Raw genomic sequence first — 20,342 nt, 5'->3', positions numbered from 1 at the left:
AGGATTTAAAGATTAAGACTAATCACTTGAATTGGAGTAAACAGTATGGTTTCTTTAGGTTTAGAAGATAAAGTCATTTTTGTCACGGGTGGCGGTCGAGGAATTGGAGCAACCATTGTCTCGTTATTAACCGAATTAGGGGCAAAAGTCGCGTTTGTAGATATTAATATTCCCGATGATCATCCGGCTGCTTTTGCAACGAAAGCCGATGTCACGAATTTAGAAGAAATGGAGGCCGTTGGCAAAGAAATTGCGGAAAAATTAGGGCCAGTTTATGGGGTTGTGGCTAACGCTGGGATTACCCGTGATAACTTTTTTGGGAAACTGTCTCCCGCCGATTGGGATGCGGTAATTAATGTTAATTTAAAAGGGGTTGTGAATACAATTAAACCCTTTGTTGCGGGAATGTATGAACAAAAAGCCGGGTCAATTGTTGCCATTAGTTCAATTTCAGGCGATCGCGGTAATGCGGGTCAAACCAACTATGCCGCAACGAAAGCGGCTGTGATTGGTTTAGTCAAATCTTTAGCTAGAGAAGCGGCGCGTTATAATGTACGGGCAAATGCGATCGCCCCTGGATTTATTAATACAGAAATGACCAAAGTGATCGCTGATAATATCAAGGAAAAAATAGTCGCAGAAATTCCCTTCCGTCGCTTTGGAGAACCGGAAGACATTGCTTGGGCTTGTGCTTTTCTGTTGTCTCCGGTTGCCAGTAGTTATGTTACTGGAGAAGTTTTGCGAGTGAATGGAGCCCATCATACTTAAACATAACTCAAACAAGTGGAACAGGCATCTTGCCTGTTTTATACCTATTTTGTTTGATTCAAGGAAATGATTAATATGAAATCCCATTATGAACGCTACAGATGATCCCCCCCAACCCCCCTTAAAAAGGGGGGAGATGTGTAGCCAACATTTAAAGATTTCATATAATAACTCCTCCCGTCTTCAAGGGTAGGGTGGGTGGAGTTCTTCTTAAACAATTGAATTCATGGTGAAAAAAATGGATAAAGAAACCGCAACTTGGAATGATTTAACCGGAAATTGGGTGAATGCTTGGACGGATGCAGGAACTCAAATTTGGAAAGCCTGGTTTAATCAAATGGGAGTAGCAACCGCAGAAAACGGAAATGCGGAAACCAAACCCAATATGACCGCTTTAACAGAACGGTTTACGCAAAATCAACAATTATTAATGCGTTTTCTGAAGCTGTCTTTTGAGGCTTGGCAAGATATTTTACCGAAAGTTCAAGCGGGGGATGATTGGCAAAAAACCTTAACCAATTATACCGCACAAATTCGCAAACAATTAGATGATTTTTCCCTAGGAAATCAAAAGATCAATCAAGATACCACTCAACTTTGGCAATTATATTCTCAACAAATCCAAAAGTTTAATCAAGTTTGGATGGCTTATATGGAGTCTTCCCTTGGCCCATTAAACCAAACTTGGACAGGAAATAGTCAACCTTGGATCGAACTGAATAACCTGTATTGGGAGATGTTTTATCAACCTACCTTTGGGAATTTTTTGCAAAGTCCGACCCTAGGAATTACACGGGAGTTTAACAATAAAATTCTCAAAGGATTTGATCAATGGACAAATCTTTATCGCGCTAGTAACAATTATCAAATTTTATTATCCGATATTCAAGTTAAGTCCTTTGAAGCCTTAATTCAAAAATTAGTTGAATTAGCTGAAAAAGGCGAACCTGTTACCGACTGGCGGAAGTTTCAAGATCTCTGGAGTATCGTTTCTGACGATATTTTTGAGAAGACTTTTGTTTCGGAAGAAAATCTTAAAGTTCATGGAGATTTTCTCAATGCTTTAAATGCCTATCGCATTCAACAACAAGAATTAATGGAATCTTGGATGAAAGCGATGAATATGCCTTCTCGCAGCGAAGTCGATGAAATTCATAAAACGGTTTATGAACTGCGGAAAGAAGTTAAACGGTTGAAAAAAACCTTAGCAAAGTATGAACCAGAAGGTTAACGGTTGACCTGTTTTGTTAATAGGTTTTAATTAACAGGCAAGATGCCTGTTCCCCATTCCATATCCCCTAACTTGAATTAAAACTATGTTACCTTTTTTAACTCAATTAAGCTTGGAAGATACCACCCACGAATATGTGGAGTTAACGCAAAAACTCGTGAAAGGTATGGAAAATTTAAGCCGTTTACGAGAAGAAGATATTGAAGTGGGTTTTTCTCCTAAAGAAGTGGTTTATAAGGAAGATAAAGTGATTTTATATCGCTTTAAATCCCAGGTCGAAAAACCCTTTCAAATTCCGGTTTTAATTGTTTATGCCTTAGTTAACCGTCCGTTTATGGTTGACTTACAGGAAGATCGATCCTTAGTTGCCAATTTGTTAAAATTGGGATTAGATGTTTATTTACTCGACTGGGGATATCCAACTCGCGCGGATCGCTGGTTAACCTTAGATGACTACTTAAATGGTTATCTGGATAACTGTGTCGATTTTATTTGCAAAACCCATCAATTAGACAAAATTAATCTATTAGGAATTTGTCAAGGAGGAACCTTTAGTTTGTGTTATAGTTCCATGCACCCCGACAAGGTGAAGAACTTAATTGTGATGGTGACTCCCGTTGATTTTAAAATGAAAAATACCCTATTAAATATGCGGGGAGGTTGTACCCTGGGTTCTGATGCGTTAGATGTGGATTTAATGATTGATGCGATGGGGAATGTTCCAGGGGATTTCCTCAATCTTGAATTTTTGATGCTTAAACCGTTGCAATTGGGATATCAAAAATATTTGGATTTACCGGATATTATGAGCAGTCAAGATAAATTGCTTAATTTTATGCGGATGGAAAAATGGATTTTTGATAGTCCAGATCAAGCTGGAGAAGCCTATCGGCAGTTTTTAAAAGATTTCTACCAAGGCAATAAATTAATTAAAGGTGAAGTTTTGATTGGGGAGAAACAGGTGAATTTAAAAGCGGTGAATATGCCTGTTTTAAATCTGTATGCGGAGAAAGATCATTTAGTAGATCCATCATCATCTATTGCCTTAAAACAATATGTGGGTAGTAAAGATTATACCGTCCAATCTTTCCCCGTCGGACATATTGGAATGTATGTGAGTGGGAAAGTACAACGGGATTTACCCCCCACCATTGCCAATTGGTTAAAAGCCAGAAGTTAGCGGAATAAGCCGTTTTTAGAGAAAAATATCCTGGGGATACTGAAAAAACCTTAAGTTCAGTTCCCCTTTTTTAATATATTTTTCCAAAGATTAAGAACTGTCAATAAAATTGTTCAAAATCAGAACATTATTTTATTAATTAATATTCAGAGTTTATCTTTGAACAACACTTTGTCGAATCGGCAGCAAGCAAACATAAAAAAATCTAATCTTAAAGGTTCATCAGGAACTTTTTTTTTAACTCAAGCAAGGCTAGACTAAATTTAAGTTAAAAGTAGTAACTTTAAATCCCGTCAAACAGGCATTATACCTGCTAGTGAGCGATTTGAGGGTGCTAAAATTTAACGCCTCGGTTTCAATGTGACCTCAAAAGAAGGCTTGTATGCGAACCCTTTCTCCTCAATCTTTTTCCCATTTTCCTAAGCCTTATCACCCCCATCTTCCCATGAGGATTGTTGCTCTCGGAGACAGTCTAATTTATGGATTTGGTGATCCCGTTGGGGGTGGCTGGGTAGAACGCTTACGTCGCCTGTGGATGTCTCCCAACCATCCCGGTCATGCCCTCTATAATTTAGGGGTGCGAGGAAACGGTGTGGCTCAAGTTTCCCAACGGTTGGAAAAAGAATGGAGTCACCGAGGAGAATTCCGAAATCGTCAGCCTGAATTAATGATTTTGTCGGTTGGGGTGAATGATTCTCCCCGGTTAGGACGAGCAGATGGACGGGAGTTTACAGAATTTGAACACTTTCATACCCAAATGAATCATTTGTTAGATCAGGCTGTCAATTTGTGTCCGGTTTTATTTGTGGGAATGGTGCCTGTGGATGAAAGTAAGATGCCATTTCTCGATTGTTTTTATTATAATCACGCTGACCAGTATCGCTACAAACAAGCCACCCAGTTAGCTTGTGAACAACGTCAGATTCCTTATCTCGATATTTTTGACCTGTGGTTGAAACGAGGAGAACATTGGCGACGGTTACATTTAAGTGCTGATGGTCTTCATCCCAATATCCGAGGCTATCAAGCTTTATTACACGATATTCTCAACTGGGAACCTATGTCTCATCTTCATACCGATCTGCCTTCTTGGGAAACAAGTGCTTGATAGGGATTAATAAAACTAATCAGGAAATGGCAAATAGGCGAAAAACTTAAGGTACAAACCTGAAAAAAAATAATACAATATAAGAGTAAGGAGAAAAGCTAAGTTGTTTAGATTTCAGAAGATTAAGCCGTTCAAAATTAAACCTACTTAATTTCTGAGTCACAACGTTCTATTTCTACTCCACTATGGGGTTAATTCTCCTCAACTAACACCCGATTAAAGATAAGGCGGTGAGCAAAACAGTAAAAATAGATGGATTTCCCACAAACGCAATGTTCGTGGGATACTCCCAGACCAGACTAACCCCCATCAGGAGTTGGAACCATGACTAGCAAATTAGAATTTCAAGTATTTTTTGAATCTGCCCTCCTATTCTTCGGCTTTCTATTACTTTCCTTGCTTTTATAAGAAGATATAAGGGTATAGCACTACGCATTAAAATTGTAGTAGAGACGCGCCATGGCGCGTCTCTACAGGGCGCGTCTGTTCCCTGTTCCCTGTTCCCTGTTCCCTAGCACTATAGATGGCACAGATAGCGATCGCTATTGCCAACTTTAGGATTTGTTCGCAGATAATCGTAAACCCAATCACAAGCGCGATCAATCAGGTTATCCAAATCGAGATTCCACATAATTAAGGTTTTATCCCGACTGGCGGACACTAAAACCTGACCATCGGGACTGAAGCTAATCCCCATGACGCTATCCCGATGGCCGACTAAGGTTTTTAATAAGGTGCCATCCTGACGACTCCAAAGTTTAACCGTACCATCGAAACTGGCTGAGGCGATTAACTGACTATCAGGACTAAACACTACACTGGTCACACTATCACTTGATCCCTTTAATAATGTCTTGAGATAGTTCCCCTTGCGATCCCAAAGTTTAACCGTATTGTCATAGCCGGCGGACGCAATCACTTGACCATCGGGGCTAAAACTGACGCTGAGAATCAAACCTTGATGGCCCGCAATGGTTTTTAACAAAGTTCCCTGATGATTCCACAGCTTAATCGTTCCATCGTCACTAGAAGTCACAATCACTCGACCATCCGGGCTAAACGTAACACTATTAACCCATAAATGATGTCCGATTAAGGTGTGTAATAACTCCCCCTGGCGGTTCCACAATTTCACCGTTTTATCCTTACTGGCTGTGGCAATCGTTTCCCCATCAGGGCTGAAGGTAACACTCATAATGCTATCATCATGAGCGCTCCAACTGTTGAGCAATTGAATGGATTCTACAGAAACTCGCTTTTTCTGAGAAGGTAACGCCGTTGTCCCGCGATGAAACAGCCCAGGAATTCCCCCGAACGCCCCAAACTGAAATAATCGCCTAGAGGATGTTTGGGAGTTTTCGGTGTCATCACTCAGTTTCCACAATTTCACCCTATGGTCATAGCTGGCCGTCGCCAACAGTTCACCATCCGGGCTAAAACTCACCGTCGCCACCCGATCTTGATGTCCGGTTAATGTCGTTAATAACGCTCCTGTACGACTCCACAACTTCACGGTTTTATCCTGACTTGCTGAGGCAAATATCTCACCATTAGGGCTAAAACTCACCCCTAAAACTCGATGTTGATGTCCGGTGAGGGTTTTCAGAGGAATGCGATCAATATTCCACAGTTTCACCGTTTTGTCATAACTAGAAGACGCTAAAATCTTGCCATCGGGAGAAAATCGAACATTCGTGACTTTATCCCCATGTCCTTGCCATTGTTTTAATAACGTTCCTTCCACTGTCCATAAATAAATATTCTTATCGTCACTAGAAGTCGCTAATAATTTGCTATCGGGGGAAAAATGAACCCCATAAACTCTGGAGCCATCTCCCTTTAAGGTTTTCAACAGTTGACCGCGACGGCTCCACAGTTTCAGGGTTTGATCTTGTCCCACCGTGGCTATGAATTTACCATTCGGAGAAAATTGGACTTTATAAACCGTTTCCTTCGGATCTTCGGTATGGTCTAAATTGTAGAGAATTGTTCCATCCAATTCCAAAATTGTTACCATGCCATTAGCAAGAGCGATGGCTAAAACTTGACCATCGGGGCTAAACGTCACGGACGTTAACGCCGCCCGATTCACAAAGGTTCGTAATAATTTCCCGTCTCGACTCCATAATTTTAATTGACGATCTTCAGATCCCGAAGCTATCAAACGGCCATCCGGTGAAAAGGTGACAGAGGAAACGCTTTTGCGATGACCTGGGAGTGTTACCCGGGGAACAGACATCTGGCCCCTAACTTTTGTGATTCCCGCCTCTAACGGCCAAAGTTTAATTGTTCCATCCTGGGATGCAGAGGCGAGTAATTGACCATCGGGACTGAAACTAACGCTCGTGACACTGGCCGTATGACCGACTAAGGTTTGTAAAAGTTGACCTTCAGGTGTCCACAATTTAACGGTTTTATCAAAGCTCCCAGAAGCCATGGTTTTACCATCGGGACTAAAAGAGACATCCCAGGCGACATCCAGATGTCCTTCTAAACGGTTGCGTTCTCCAATACCATACACCGCCTGCTGTAATGTGGCTGCAATTCGAGTTTCCATCGTGGTCAGTTCAGGACTCAGCGCTGTTGTGGCTTTCAATTGTTGAAATTGTCGAGCCGCCCTTAAACTTTCCATTAAGGCATCAAACTTATATTGTGAGAAGAAAAGCGCTTCAGAAGAAGCCGTTAAGGTCGCTAAATCTGCCAGTTGTTTTTGTTGATCAGCCCGTCGCTGTTGATGAGTCGCTACTTTTGTTGTAAAACCCAATAATAGGGCAACGACCATCGAGACTCCTAACAACTGTTGTAAGAGTTGATTCCGTTTTAACAATTGCTCTCGACTCATTTTTTCTAAAGCGGCTTCGGCTTGATATTTTTCAGCTTGAACTTGGTTTAAACGCTGCTGAATATCTTGCTGGCGCTGTTGTTCTTGCAAGGCATATCGTTGGCGAATCGGTAAGACTAAATAATCATGCAGCAATTGATATCGATCTTCGGGTTCCTCCCGTCTTCGTAACAGCAAACCGGATTCTAATATTACATCAATAAAGGCTTCTGGTTCCTCTCGATCTTCAACAATTGTTGACAGCTTTGCACTGAGTTTGTCGAAGTGTTGACCACCCGCTAAAATCCTGTTGATCCCCTTATCTCCTAGTCCCCTAGTCCCCTTATCAGCCTCTTGTTGTCTCCTCCTAGCTGCTGTAATTAATTCAGCTTTTGTTTTAATGGGGCGAGTAAATTTTTCATCCGTTAGGGCAAATAATACTTCCCAGGCGGCATCTTCGTTTTCTTGACCACAATCTTGAATTACCTGTTCAATGGAATGTTTAATTAATTCGGCTTTGGGATTAATTCCTAATTTTTGATAAGTCGATAAGGTGGTAATTCCATGTTCTCCTTCTTCCTGAAGTTGAGCACCCACAACTTGCAATTCAATGGGTCTAACTTCCTGACGTTCATCTGCTAAATCGGTGACTAAGGCATTAATTAAAGCGGGTTCTAATTTTAATTTAGCCCGTTGGGTTAATCGGTCAATTACTGTTTTTGCTTCAGCTAAAGTAAAATCCCGCAAATGATAGCGTATTTTCTTATCCAGAATGTTATTATTAATGGCTTCTAAATTTAATAAATAATCACATTCCAAAAGATAGTGCAGATAATCTTCCCGGATAGAAAAAATAATTTTGACAAAAGGTAAATCCAAACAAACTTTCAAAAAATCATAAAATATTTTTCTTCTAGTTTGATGATGAGAGACAAAAAAGAATTCTTCAAATTGATCAAAAATCAAAACTGTTAGTAAATTTCGATCCGCATTTTTATTCAGTTGTTTTAGCACAAAAGAAGACGAATTAAGAATAAAAGAATTAGCTGTTTCCGCATTTTTTTTGCATAATTTTTTCGGTTTAGTTGAGGATTGAGCAATCACATTATACCAGAGTTTTTTAATTGATTCATCAGGATATTTGAAGGCATCACAATTCAGTAAAGCATTGGCTAAACTGCGTTCTAATTCCCTAGCCCAATCCGTATAACCCTGAATTACAACGGGTAAACACCCTCTAGCACTAATCGCCGTATTCTTCAAAGCCGGAACTAAACCTGCATTCACTAAAGAACTTTTACCCACCCCAGAACGCCCATGAACAATAATCAATTTGTGATCATCTCGACTTAATCGATTCAGCAAATTTTGAATATCCTGTTGGCGACAGGATGCCATCATTTCTTCCGCAATGGTTACGATATTTTCCCCTTGAAGACTAGAGGGATTAATTGCTTGTTTAGGCGGTTGAAGTTGGGCAGCCCCAATAAACGCTCGGAACCCATATTGATGCTCAAGTTCTCGTTGCTTTTTTTTTATTCTAAATGCTTGGCGATACTGACCTTGATGATAGTAAATATTCCGTAATTCTCCCAAAATATCCAGATACAACTGCGGATTATATTGAGGTTTTGTTTGCTCTAAAGCTAATTCTAATTCTTGCCGCGCCTGTAGCCATTCTCCCTGCTGTTGATAACAGCGTGCTAATAATAATAAACATTGTCCTCGACTCGCTGTTCGATTCAATTCGGGTAAAATTGTTAACGCCAATTGCGCTAAAGCAAGGGCTTGATTCCATTGCGACCGTCGTAACGCCACCTCTGCCATAAACCCATAATCTTGAGCGAGTTGGCTAGCAGTTCCATAAATCAGGTGCATTTTTAACCCGGAGATGGCTAATTCTTGTAACTCCTCCCATAATTGTAAACGTTGTAAAACTTCTCCTAAATGGGAGAGGACTCCCGCGCTTAAATCAGGTCGTCCAGCTTGTTCAAAAATTTGCTGACTTTGCTCAAAATAATTTTTGGCTTCTAGTAATAACGTGTGTTTTATCCCTGGATTTCTTGTGGCTTGAATCCAATAAGTTAAGGCAATATGAAAGAGAACAATTCCCTGACGGTTGACCGTGAACCAACACCCTACATCTTTTTGAAGACATTCATGTTGTAGAAAAGCTAAACTTTGTTGATAGTGTTGGCGAGCTTTTTCGCTGTGGTCATTAGCATCGCCATCTTGAGCGAAAATAAACTGACGAAACGCTTCCAAAGCTGGGTCTAATTCATAACCTCGATTTTGTAAATCTTGCCAATGGAGTTCAAGTTCTCGGCGACGATTAGAATTGATAGCAAAGTCAGAAGGATAACTCCGAGAAACGGAAGATTGAAAGGCTTGTTGTGTTTCTGGTTTCCAAGCTTTGATTTTGAGTTCTGCCAAGGTAAAAAAGGTATTGGCTTGTAATTTTAAATAATCTAATAACTCCGCCGTTGTTAATTGAAATTTAATCGTTGCAGCTGCCCAACTTTTAAAATCCGGTGCTAGACGAATTAACTGTGTCGCAATATCATCCGTAATCCATAAAATCAGTGGAAAATTAAATTGTTTGCGAAATTCATCTCGAACCTGATTCGTTGAACTCAGAAGAGCATCGAGATTTTCAACGGTTTCTAACCCTAAAATCATCAATGCTGAAGGGGAATGGGTTTGAACGTATTGCGATAAGGTTGTATACAGGGTTGACGTTTGAGCAGAGAGGATGAGAAGTTCAATGGCAATTTCAGAATCAGCTTGTACAGCCTGAAGCACTTGTTGTCTGAGTTGACTAGAATTGCATCGCACTAAGACTAAGGAAAATTGCCCTTGAGATAGGGAAACCGAGCGTAGTAATCGATGCAAACCTTGTTGATTCACTGATGCTACTGCTTGAGAATCCAATAATTTATTCATAGGAAGATTGCACACTGAGGGTAAAAATACTATATTGACGCTCAATCCTTAATTCTGTCGAAGTTTGGGTTTCTCTACATCCAGAAAGTAGAGAGTTTGAAAAAATGATTGAGTGCATGGAAGTAATCTATACTTCATTATACTGTATTCCCATGAGTCTACTGTAGCGTAAATCATCACAATTGGAAAGAAAAAAAACAAAAAAAAGCTACATTAAGTTAAAATTAAACTACAATTGGCCAGTGAGGTCGCTTTTAGGAAGGGAATTAAAGCCCTCTATGCTGACAATTTGAGTAAAAGTATATCATTATGAAATACAAGAAGATATTGAGTATAAATTCAACTTTCCTTTACAATTTTAAAAAAATATTAAAAAAAGTTATCAAAACAGAGATTCTGTTCTTCTCCCCAAAATTAATCAAAGAATGGGGATCAAAAAATCACCTTTGTCGAGACAGCAAGCACTGGGGAGTAGGATGTGAACCGTTGAAGGTTAACTCATGATAGATGGACTACCCTGACACACCCTACACCCCTTACCCTCTAGGCTTGTTTCCAAATTTCTTGAATATCGGCTGGTAGCCACCCTGTAATTTCTTCAATGCGTTCTTTAGACAGTTCAGCTTTTGTTGCTGAAAAGACAGCTTTAATCACGGTTTCTGCATTTGTTGTTGGAGGTAAACCGCCTTCATTCGCCACACGAACTAAAAATTTTTCCGAATCAATTCCTGATAAACCAGGGCCTTTTAAAGGAGGACGAATTCGGCTTAAAAAACCGACAATCGGATTTGTATCTTGCCATAACTCAGCAATTTCCATTTGGAGTCTTTTATTAGAAGTTGGCATCACTTCTTTATGTAATTCTTCAGCAACATGGTCGGCGGTTTCTGTAGTCATAACATCCCGCATCACCCGAAAGACAACTTCTGTAATATCTCTGGCATCATAGAGATCAGAAAGACCTCCTTCAGTCATAACTTTTTCTAAAAAGGGCTGATGTTTTTCTGAAATTTCAACATTCGCATCCGGTTGTTTTTGTTGAGCTTGTTGTGTCGCCATACTTTAACCTCTTTTAAAAGTTTAACTGTATTTAAGACAGTAGAGGAAAAACTGTAGAAGTGAATCTTTCAAAAGATAGGTGTATTAAGTTTTTTTTACAATTATATCCAAAGATATAATAAATTCTCCTTAAGACATTGCTGTGTTCAGATTAATTTAAACGTTTAACAGCCTCTGATCAAATCATCGGAGGCTGTTAAACTTGGGCGTTTTTACTTTTAGGATTGAATATTTTAATCCCCTTTTATCAGAGGATTATTTACAAACTTATTATACTGTTGAAATTTTTAATCCTTTCGGATTGCTTTAATTATAAGCATTAAAACTTGGGATTCCCCAGATTTCTTAATAAAAACTTTACCTTTTACTTAAGTTTACAATTACTTCAAACCCCTATGGATAATAGGGTAACAGGAGAATTAGCATAACTAATTCAATGATTTCAAAGCAGCAATCCAAGTGCTTTTTTTTCGTCAGACTTCCGTATTTTCTCGTAGTGTCCTCCCTTTGAATGCTACGGACATAGGATTGCGGAGCAAAAGTAAGCTTGAACCCGCACTCGGAAGTTAGGGTGTCTGAGGTGTCCGTGTTATCTACCGGAGGAGGGGGTGAAACCCTTGATAGATGGGTAACAGAAAGAAGCTGAACCAGAAAATGTAACAGAAAATCAATCCTGTAGAGGTATTCCTAAAACTTTATAAACATAGAATAATCAAGTTAAATCAAATTGATTGGCATTAATTGGTGAGTACCTTTCTTTACAATAGGCGCTTACCATTTCTTAGGGAAATCAATACAATTAATAAATATAATAAATAATGGGGCAACCCAAGAGTTGAGGTTCATGACCTAATGGAATTGAGTAGGATTTCAACTCCATAAAAAACCCTGGTTTGCCCTTTAAACAACTAACTTTGAAAGTTCAGGACTTAGGCTTCCCCGTGTTCTGGGTAAAAATGACGAGTGCCTAACACTCTGCAAATAAACACTCGCCTTGCTACCGCAATGAACATACGAAAGGATTGATTTATTATTTCATTTCTACAAGGTAGAAGACATACCCCTATAGTAACGGTTTTCTGTTACATTTTTTTGTTCAATTCCCAATCAAGTCGAGATAAAATTCGGGCAAAAATTATATTGAATAAGTAAATTTTCATCTTGCTGAAAGTTTCTATCAAGAGATAGAGGTAATTCTCAACTGATATTTTTATATTTAAAGATGATAAATAAAAATAAAAAATAGGAGAATGACAATGGGTTGGTTAAGCCGATTATTTGGTCGTCATGAAGAAGAAAAAGCTAAAACTGCTCAACCTGTACAAAATGTTCAGGCGAGTGCTCCCGCAACAACAGCAACTGCTACAATTCCCCCTGAACGGATGGGTTTAGATGGCAAATATGATCAAAGTGGTTTAGCAAAACGAGTGGCTTATGCGTTTGATCAAGATTCTGAATTAGATGATATGGATAGCGTTTGGGTTGCTCAAACTGATAGTACAGTTGTGTTAAAAGGGAAGGTTCCCAGTCAACAACTGTTGAGTAGAATGGTGACAGTTGCTAAAGGCGTTAATGGAGCAACGTCAGTGGATACTAGCCAATTAACGGTTGGTTAATTCTTAATTTTTAAATTCCCAAAAGCAGCAAGGTTGAAGTAATGCTTTAATCTTGTTGCTTTTCGTTTAAAAACAATTCGTTATTTTATGACTTCAGGAAGATTTTTATTGCTTTCCTCGCTGGTAATCTGGATTTGTCCAGGTAAAAAAAGAGATTAAACCGTGATTAATACGAGTTTATTCAAGGGTGCAAAGCCTCGTAATCTCCAAAAAATTTCATTTTATAAAATTCTGAGCCAAAAACTATTCCTCTTAGTTTTATCTCGTTCATTCATTTTTTTAAGTCTACTTCAGGGTTTAGCATTGGTTGAGTTGATTACATTTTTGGCTTTAAATCATAATCAACCTAATGTGGGTTCAGAACAACCTATAACTGTTAAAATCGTATCCACTCCTGAACCTCAAAATCCTGTTAAAATCTCGAATTTTAAAACAGATGAATTATTTTTAACCCCTGATTCCTTGGGTGTGATTGCAATTGGATTAGCAGAAGGAACACGAACCGTTGAGGGAGGATTTACACCTGAATATTTTGGACATCGAGATTTTGGAAATGCTGCGTTAAATTTAGGAACTTTTGCTTATCAACATCAAGCTTCATCCCCTTTAGAAGCTGATTTAAAACAAATTAAAAAATTAAGGCGATGGACAGAGCGACTTCAGCAGGAAGCTAAAATTAAAAATTTGCAACTAGGATTATTTGAACTGTTAGCAGGGATTGATTTAATTAACCAATCTCCCGCAGCCGGGAAAGTTTATCTTTCGTCTCTTCAAGATTGTAAAACCCAATATCCCTTAGAATACGATGCTGTATTATGTGCTCGAATTCAATCCTATCGGAATCCCCATACAGGTGAGATAGAAGCGGCAGGATTTAACCACGATTTAGAACAGTTAAAACAAGATCAACAGCGACGGCTTCAGAGGATTTCTATTGTCCTATCTCAACACAATCTTAAACCCGATCAAAATTAAAATCCTTTCTAGTAAAAAGGTAACAAATAGCAGTATTATAGAGGCTGTCACCCGTGAATGATGAATTGAGTAGGACATGACTGAACCTAAAACTGAAAAGTTAACTCGTGCTTTAAATCAACTCATTGAGGAACATGGAATTAGAAGTGTTGTCCATTCTTTGACCGATCATTGTTTTAATGAAGCTGAATTTCTGCGTCAAGATCGCAGTACAGACCTGGCTCAAAATTGGCAAGAGATTGCTGAGGGATTACAACGGATCATTGATCAGTGGGAATCCTAAATTTTAAGAGACTAAAGGTATTTTAAAATCAAGCTTTTCAAAACATCAAAGGGTGGTTTTGTTCCTTAAGCCACCCTAAACTTTAAATTAAATTTAATCGACAAAATGTGACACTTTAAACAGAGGACTCAAAAACTCATACGGAATAAAAACTCAATCCAGTGAAATAATATAACTATATTTGCTCTCTTTCCTTCTTAAGCTAATAATATGACCAGTTCCCAACCTGTTTTTTTAGATATTACCCAACATTGGGCTCGTCCTTTTATCCAACGGTTACAAGCTCAAGGGTTAATTAATGGGTTTAAAGATAACACCTTTCGCCCTGATCAAAACCTAACTCGTGGGGAATTTGCGACTCTTCTAAAAGCTGCATTTCCTACTCCTGCTAAACGTCAATATATCCAATTTAGTGATGTTACGAAGGATTTTTGGGCTGCAAAAGCCATTCAAACGGCTTACGAATCTGGGTTTATTTCCGGCTTCCCTGATGGACGGTTTTACCCTCAAAATCCGGTGACTCGTTTACAAGTTTTATTAGCATTAGTATCAGGTTTAAACTTAGCCAAAGGTGATCATTTAAACTTAGAAGATCTTTATACTGATGCAGATATAATTCCAGGTTATGCAACTCAATCGGTAATAACCGCAACTCGTTCTCAATTGGTGGTGAATTATCCTAATCCTGAAGCCTTAAATCCTAATTTAACCGCAACACGGGGAGAAGTCGCTGCGATTATTTATCAAGCGTTAGTATTACTCAAAAAAGCTGATCCGATTATTTGCCAATATCTTGTAGAATTATCAAAACCCGGAATTATCCGCACCGGAACTCATCTTTCTGTGAATGGTCGAAAATGGAAGTTACCCTGGAGTCAGTGGAGTTCAGGAATCGCTACAAATACCGGAATTAGTGATAAGGGAATTATCCAGGTTTTAGGGATTAATCCCTTAAATACAACGGATGAAAACTCACAAACTGTCAGTTGGTTTTCTTCAACTCCCTATAAATTCCAAACCACTTGGGATACAGAATGTCGCTATTTAAAAATTAATCAATTAGCAGAATTATCAGGATGGGATTTAGAAATACAAGATCAAACCCTCAATATTATTTCTAAATTGGGAACTGTTCAAGCTTTAACCTTTGAAGAACGCTCGAATAGTTCTCAAATGATGGTAACATTAAATCAACCCACACCTTGGGAACTTTATCAACAAAATACCCAATGGGAAGTTGTGGTTGATGCGGTCACTTCTGCCACCATTGCTAAACCTTTTCAAGAACAATCTCAACCCACACCCACTTCAGGAACTTCTGAACAACAAAATGAAGGTGAAACCGCAGGAACAACTCAAAAACCCTCTCGACCTATTGTTAAAAATATTAATAATCAAACGGTAATTCAAGGAACTTTACCCGATGGTTATGGCGTGAAAGTTTCTAGCTTGAATAATCCTAACCGGATTTTAATTGAACTCCGACAAGATGCGTTAATTGAACGAGATATTACCTGGACAAAAGGATTGCGTTGGCGACAACAATATATAACCTTAAATAATAGTCGGTTTCCGGTAGTTTGGTTAACCTTAAATCCGGGTTCAAGTTTAAATTTACGTCCGATTTGGGCTAATCTAACGGGAATGAAAGGGATTGACAGTTTACTCAAAACCGTAGATAATTGTCAATGTTTAGCTGCCATTAATGGAGGCTATTTTAACCGCAATAATCTCTTACCATTAGGGGCAATTCGTCGGGATGGAAAATGGTTTTCCGGGCCAATTTTAAATCGAGGAGCGATCGCTTGGAATGATGTAGGACAAACTAAAATTGCCCGTTTAAGTTTAAAAGAAACCTTAATTTCATCATCGGGACAACGGTTAGATTGTGAATTACTCAATACAGGTTATGTCAAAGCTGGAATCGCTCGATATACTCCCGAATGGGGCGAAAATTATACCCCCTTAACGGCGAATGAAATTGTTATTGTTGTGGAAAATAATATTGTTAAACAACAAATTGAATCAACAAATACTACCACTGGGATTGCAATTCCTAAAAATGGTTATTTGTTAACATTGCGCTCCTTTCGGAGTGCCTTAAGTTCGTTTTCTGTGGGAACATCTATTACGATAGAATCCCAAACCACACCCTCGGATTTTAATTTATTTCCCCATATTTTAGGAGGGGGGCCATTACTATTACAAAATGGACAAGTCGTAGTTGATGCGGTTGCTGAAGGATTTAATATTTGGTTTGCGGATCAATCTGCTATCCGTAGCAGCGTCGGAATTACCGCCAAGGGAGAATGGTTAATTGCCACCGTTCATAACCGTGTGGGGGGTGTGGGTGCTAAATTAACAGAAATGGCGCTGTTGATGCAGCAATTAGGGGCAACAGAAGCGTTAAATTTAGACGGCGGAAGTTCCACGAGTTTAGTCTTAGGAGGTCAACTGTTAAATCGAATTCCCGATACAGCCGCCCCAGTTCACAATGGTTTAGCGGTATTTCGCCGATAAAAAAGGATTTTAGGTTTGGTTACGGGTTTAACAGTGATAGTTTCTTCGATGCCGAGATTGGGAGATTTTCTTTAGGAGAATTCTTGAGGAAAGAAAACACCAAATTCGGAAACTTTAACTTCATTCCCTGCCCGTAATTCCAATTGAATAAACTTAATCAAACCGTCAATTACTGAATTAACGGTTTGTTCAGAAAATCCAGTTGTTTTCTCAATGTATGTTGTATCCATTAGAATGTAATGTAACTCGTTTGTAATTTGATTGTAATTGTATTTATCTAATTGGTCAAGTTAGTCATCAAGGGAATGGTCAAGGAAGAGGATTAAAACGAGAGCTTGATTGCCAATGGTCAGTCATAAAATCATCAATATCTTGTTGATCCATATCAACGGAAAATAAATAGAGACTGGTACAAACATCGTTAGGTGACATTTTGCGGGGATATCTATCGTTCTCATAAGTTTTGGCAAAGATTTTAACTCTGTTTGTCCAGCCACTAGGAAAGAGAGCAATATCTTTTTCTGGGATTAGCCCCATGTCAATGAATCCTGGCTGACCGTCGAATTTACCTTCTATGCTAGGTCTTTCTTTTCCATTAACGGTTCTGAACGTACTTCTAACTGTTAATTCTTCTCCTTTCCAAGCATTAGATTGAGGACGAGCAAAAGCGGTGTATTGAACTGCAAAAATCCACATTAGCCCGACTTTCTTACTGCTCTTTGACTTCAGTTCGCTAATAATTTCATCACAAAATAGTAAAAAGACCAAAGAGGCAGTTCCCGATTGTGCTAAATGATTGCTTCTCCAATAAGCCGCCGCCCAAGTTCTTGGCGGGTAAGGTTTCCTGAAAGGATTGAGGGTTTCCCTTAAAATAACTTCTGTTTGAGCTTTAAATTTGTCCGTAACTTCCTTAATTAATCTATCATCTTCAGTTTGAGATTTATAAGCTATTGCATCTCCCATTTCAATCCGATAAGCATCTCGTTCTCGTTTTGCAATAGCTTCTTGAATCTCGTCAGTATAAACATCAGAAAATAGAGTAAATCGATAATCTTTAGGAACGGTATCTTCCTGGAGATTTGGTTGTCTATAGTAGGAGTTAACTAATTGAATAATCCGAGTAACAGTATCAGTTAAATTGGGATTGACTTGACAGGGACGAGTATAGTAACAATCATCAGATTTAAGGTCTTTAAGCCACTGAATATCAGCACCAGATTTATCAAGAAATTCCCGAACAACAGCAAGCCCTTTTTGATTATTAGGATAAGCGGATTTCAAACTATCAACAGCAATTTGGAGTTCTTGAGAGAGGAAATCAATTATTCTCATCTCACCTTCACCGGGAATATTGAGAACAATTAACTCAACACCAATAGCTCTAGCTCGTCCCATCAAACTAGCAACAAGACCAGCTAGATTATTCATTGAATTAACGGCAATTTGTTGAAGATTTCCTTTGAATGCAACTTTAGGAAATTTCTTAACTTTTGGAGGGCTATCCATATCATATAAAGCAGCAGTAATGGATGGATATCTTTGACTATTTATTAATTGAATATAATCGCCGTTGGAATCCCTCCCAAGACTCAATAAAAGTTCACGAGTTGCGGCGAGGATTCCTTTAGTATTTTTGAAGTTACCTTCATAAACATTATTCCAAAGTTGAACATTTCCCCAATGTCGCATCGAATTACCAAATACAATATAAGAGCCTTCTTTAAAACTTGGTGAACAGAAAGTTTTGGGTTGATAAACAAAATCATTGCCATCAGCTTGTTGATATTTTTCCAGGTAGGTATCAGAAGTACACATAACAGAATAGAATCGGACTCCGGCTGATTTAGCCAGGTTTTTCCACATCTCTCTCAGTCTAAATTTAATCTTGAGAAGAACATAAGGATGCAATATTAAAACCCCAGCTTTATCAGCTTTAATTATCTTGAGAACCGAATCAACATAAGCTACTTCTGCATCGGGATTATCGTCAAGATCAGCTAATTCTTGTTCGGCTTCATCAAGATCAATTCGCAGAACATCAGCTAATTTATGGATGTCATCAAGTGCTGAACTTAGTTTCTGACATTTCTCATGGAGTTTACTAATGATTCCATCTTTTTCTAGGGTTTCAAAAGTAAACCATTGCCATAACATCCAACCTGCTTTGGCACGCCGTTCTTCAGCCTCATTAACTACACCAATTAGAACTTTACCTGTATGATTACCGAGTGCGGGTTTATTACCTTTAAAACAAGAGAGAGGAATAACTAAATCATAATCAGTAAAACGTTTATCTAATTCAAATTTAGGATGATAGGAAGCGGTTCCTTTTGCCACCCATTTTTGAAATAATGCAGCACAGAATTGAACTGTTATTGGATGATCAGGATTATTTGGATCAATATCAATTGGATTCCCAGGGTCAGTCTCAATAGCTTCTAACAGGTATAAAAGACTTTTAGACATTTTTGCATGACAATCTCCAGAGTTCCAATGAACACCATTTACTCCATCATCTTGGGCATTCCCATCCCGATCTTGACGTTCATCATCAACAACAATGTATTTCATCTCCCGATAAAACATTCGATTGCATTCAGTATGTAATATCGAACCATAAACAATTCGTTTCCAATCTTCTTCAAAATAATGTTTCCCAATTGTCCTTTTCGGAGTAAATAAAAACCTTCCAGGGGTTCTTGAATTAGATGCTAAATCTAAAAAATAGGGGTCTTGAACCCCTGGAACTTTAAATGCGTCTAATAATCTTGAGTCTTTAGCTGTTTTAGGAATTTCCCCAATAATAAACTTCTTATCAGGATATAGAGCCCCTAACATTGTATTACGGAGAACTACTGGTGGTGCAGATGAATACCTCTGAGTTATGCAATCCCAAACTTTGAAAGTCGAGATTGTTGTTATCTCACCTTCGCTCCCATCTTCTCGTAGCACTATATTCTCAAAATCTGTCGGCATAACTTCGTCTCCTCAAAGTAAATGTAAAGAACTAAAAAGTAAAAAGAACTAAAAAGGTTCCTCTGATGGCTTCACTGAATCCCAGATAGTTTTCTGAATAGTTTTATCAAAAATTTCTATCGGGTTATCAATATCTATTAAATCAAACATCAGGGCAATTTCACGATCATCATTAATATGAAATGCCCATAAATATTCATAGTCTGCTAGAGATTCATTCAGAGATTCATTAGGATCATTAAGTATTTCTTTAGCAAACTCAATGATGAAAGTTCTTATCTTATTCCTATCGAAGATTCCAGCATATCCTTTATGGATCATACTTCCTCGTAACCCTAGAATGTAAATGCCTGCTCCTATATGGTCTTCACTTTCATCTTCTTTGAATTGTATGTTCTTAAATACTATTGGCATAATTCTCCTGAATTGTGAATTGTTAAAGGTTTAAGGTGAGGGTACTGCTCATTGTTAATTGGTTAGAAGGGTTCTTCTGTAAAAGGTTTAAACAATCGGCACAAGTTGAGGTAAGGTTTTTAGAACTCCTGCTGCTAAATATGGACTAGCACTGGCCCAGGCTGAACCAATAGCTTTACAGACCACTGATGTTATTGTATAGGGTAGCTCGGTGTTGTCGAAAATGGTAGCATCACTTAGGCGTCAATAGACAACTTAATATGAAGCCGATCTTCAAAGCACCGGGTTTTAAACCCATTTCGCCGATAAAAAACCCCAAGGTAGAGATAACTATGTTAAGCTGTAGCACTAATATAGATTGCCAGTTTCTATCTCTCCTAGATCCGATGTTGATTTAAAAACTAGGATCAAAATTAAGAATTGAGAAATTTTTTCTAATTCTTAATTA

General features: G+C 38.5%; 13 protein-coding genes. 8 read left to right on the top strand and 5 right to left on the bottom strand.

Annotated elements, in window-relative coordinates; all coding sequences use genetic code 11:
• The first annotated feature begins 45 nt into the window (after positions 1-45).
• The 4 genes from phaB (at position 46) to H6G57_RS05565 (ending at position 4,287) form a co-directional block, all read left to right on the top strand.
• Positions 46-768, top strand: coding sequence for an acetoacetyl-CoA reductase PhaB (phaB, locus tag H6G57_RS05580; protein ID WP_190516702.1), 723 nt, complete (start codon positions 46-48; stop codon positions 766-768).
• A 238-nt stretch (positions 769-1,006) separates the two neighbouring features.
• Positions 1,007-1,999: a class III poly(R)-hydroxyalkanoic acid synthase subunit PhaE gene (gene phaE / locus H6G57_RS05575; protein ID WP_190516701.1), complete on the top strand. Its 993-nt coding sequence runs from the start codon at positions 1,007-1,009 to the stop codon at positions 1,997-1,999.
• An 85-nt stretch (positions 2,000-2,084) separates the two neighbouring features.
• Positions 2,085-3,179, top strand: a complete 1,095-nt coding sequence (locus H6G57_RS05570; RefSeq protein ID WP_190516700.1) for a class III poly(R)-hydroxyalkanoic acid synthase subunit PhaC — start codon at positions 2,085-2,087, stop codon at positions 3,177-3,179.
• 382 nt (positions 3,180-3,561) lie between these two features.
• On the top strand, positions 3,562-4,287 hold the full coding sequence (locus tag H6G57_RS05565) for a GDSL-type esterase/lipase family protein (protein ID WP_190516698.1): 726 nt from the start codon (positions 3,562-3,564) through the stop codon (positions 4,285-4,287).
• 517 nt (positions 4,288-4,804) lie between these two features.
• Here H6G57_RS05565 and H6G57_RS05560 read toward each other — a convergent pair.
• Both H6G57_RS05560 and H6G57_RS05555 read right to left on the bottom strand, forming a co-directional pair.
• Positions 4,805-10,051 carry an AAA family ATPase gene (locus tag H6G57_RS05560; protein ID WP_190516697.1) on the bottom strand — a complete coding sequence of 1,749 codons (5,247 nt, stop codon included), beginning with the start codon at positions 10,049-10,051 and terminating at the stop codon, positions 4,805-4,807.
• A gap of 543 nt (positions 10,052-10,594) precedes the next feature.
• Positions 10,595-11,110 (bottom strand): DUF2267 domain-containing protein, encoded by a 516-nt coding sequence (locus H6G57_RS05555; RefSeq protein ID WP_190516695.1) that lies wholly within the window; start codon positions 11,108-11,110, stop codon positions 10,595-10,597.
• Between the two features lie 1,256 nt (positions 11,111-12,366).
• Here H6G57_RS05555 and H6G57_RS05550 point away from each other — a divergent pair.
• The 4 genes from H6G57_RS05550 to H6G57_RS05535 all read left to right on the top strand — a co-directional run bounded on the left by H6G57_RS05550 (position 12,367) and on the right by H6G57_RS05535 (position 16,504).
• Positions 12,367-12,726, top strand: a complete 360-nt coding sequence (locus H6G57_RS05550; protein WP_190516693.1) for a BON domain-containing protein — start codon at positions 12,367-12,369, stop codon at positions 12,724-12,726.
• A gap of 162 nt (positions 12,727-12,888) precedes the next feature.
• Positions 12,889-13,701, top strand: a complete 813-nt coding sequence (locus H6G57_RS05545; RefSeq protein WP_190516692.1) for a hypothetical protein — start codon at positions 12,889-12,891, stop codon at positions 13,699-13,701.
• Positions 13,702-13,777: 76 nt separating this feature from the next.
• Complete coding sequence (locus H6G57_RS05540; protein ID WP_190516690.1) at positions 13,778-13,984, top strand: hypothetical protein; 207 nt, start codon at positions 13,778-13,780, stop codon at positions 13,982-13,984.
• A gap of 210 nt (positions 13,985-14,194) precedes the next feature.
• Positions 14,195-16,504: a phosphodiester glycosidase family protein gene (locus tag H6G57_RS05535; RefSeq protein ID WP_190516688.1), complete on the top strand. Its 2,310-nt coding sequence runs from the start codon at positions 14,195-14,197 to the stop codon at positions 16,502-16,504.
• Between the two features lie 71 nt (positions 16,505-16,575).
• Here the strand turns inward: H6G57_RS05535 and H6G57_RS05530 are convergent, their stop codons facing one another.
• From H6G57_RS05530 to H6G57_RS05520, 3 genes are all read right to left on the bottom strand, one after another.
• Positions 16,576-16,734 (bottom strand): HU family DNA-binding protein, encoded by a 159-nt coding sequence (locus tag H6G57_RS05530; protein ID WP_190516686.1) that lies wholly within the window; start codon positions 16,732-16,734, stop codon positions 16,576-16,578.
• A 79-nt stretch (positions 16,735-16,813) separates the two neighbouring features.
• Positions 16,814-19,480 (bottom strand): hypothetical protein, encoded by a 2,667-nt coding sequence (locus H6G57_RS05525; RefSeq protein WP_190516685.1) that lies wholly within the window; start codon positions 19,478-19,480, stop codon positions 16,814-16,816.
• A gap of 48 nt (positions 19,481-19,528) precedes the next feature.
• Positions 19,529-19,894 (bottom strand): hypothetical protein, encoded by a 366-nt coding sequence (locus tag H6G57_RS05520; protein WP_190516683.1) that lies wholly within the window; start codon positions 19,892-19,894, stop codon positions 19,529-19,531.
• Between the last annotated feature and the right edge of the window lie 448 nt (positions 19,895-20,342).

Origin of the sequence: Planktothrix sp. FACHB-1365 (assembly GCF_014697575.1) — a bacterium.
Classification (GTDB): Bacteria; Cyanobacteriota; Cyanobacteriia; order Cyanobacteriales; family Microcoleaceae; genus Planktothrix.
This window is presented reverse-complemented; position numbering and strand designations above follow the sequence as displayed.

Coding starts and splice junctions, on each gene's coding strand:
- phaE (WP_190516701.1), top strand. CDS start 1,007: ATGGATAAAGAAACCGCAACTTGGAATGATTTAACCGGAAATTGGGTG.
- H6G57_RS05525 (WP_190516685.1), bottom strand. CDS start 19,480: ATGCCGACAGATTTTGAGAATATAGTGCTACGAGAAGATGGGAGCGAA.
- H6G57_RS05520 (WP_190516683.1), bottom strand. CDS start 19,894: ATGCCAATAGTATTTAAGAACATACAATTCAAAGAAGATGAAAGTGAA.
- H6G57_RS05535 (WP_190516688.1), top strand. CDS start 14,195: ATGACCAGTTCCCAACCTGTTTTTTTAGATATTACCCAACATTGGGCT.
- H6G57_RS05530 (WP_190516686.1), bottom strand. CDS start 16,734: ATGGATACAACATACATTGAGAAAACAACTGGATTTTCTGAACAAACC.
- H6G57_RS05540 (WP_190516690.1), top strand. CDS start 13,778: ATGACTGAACCTAAAACTGAAAAGTTAACTCGTGCTTTAAATCAACTC.
- phaB (WP_190516702.1), top strand. CDS start 46: ATGGTTTCTTTAGGTTTAGAAGATAAAGTCATTTTTGTCACGGGTGGC.
- H6G57_RS05560 (WP_190516697.1), bottom strand. CDS start 10,051: ATGAATAAATTATTGGATTCTCAAGCAGTAGCATCAGTGAATCAACAA.
- H6G57_RS05555 (WP_190516695.1), bottom strand. CDS start 11,110: ATGGCGACACAACAAGCTCAACAAAAACAACCGGATGCGAATGTTGAA.
- H6G57_RS05550 (WP_190516693.1), top strand. CDS start 12,367: ATGGGTTGGTTAAGCCGATTATTTGGTCGTCATGAAGAAGAAAAAGCT.
- H6G57_RS05570 (WP_190516700.1), top strand. CDS start 2,085: ATGTTACCTTTTTTAACTCAATTAAGCTTGGAAGATACCACCCACGAA.
- H6G57_RS05565 (WP_190516698.1), top strand. CDS start 3,562: ATGCGAACCCTTTCTCCTCAATCTTTTTCCCATTTTCCTAAGCCTTAT.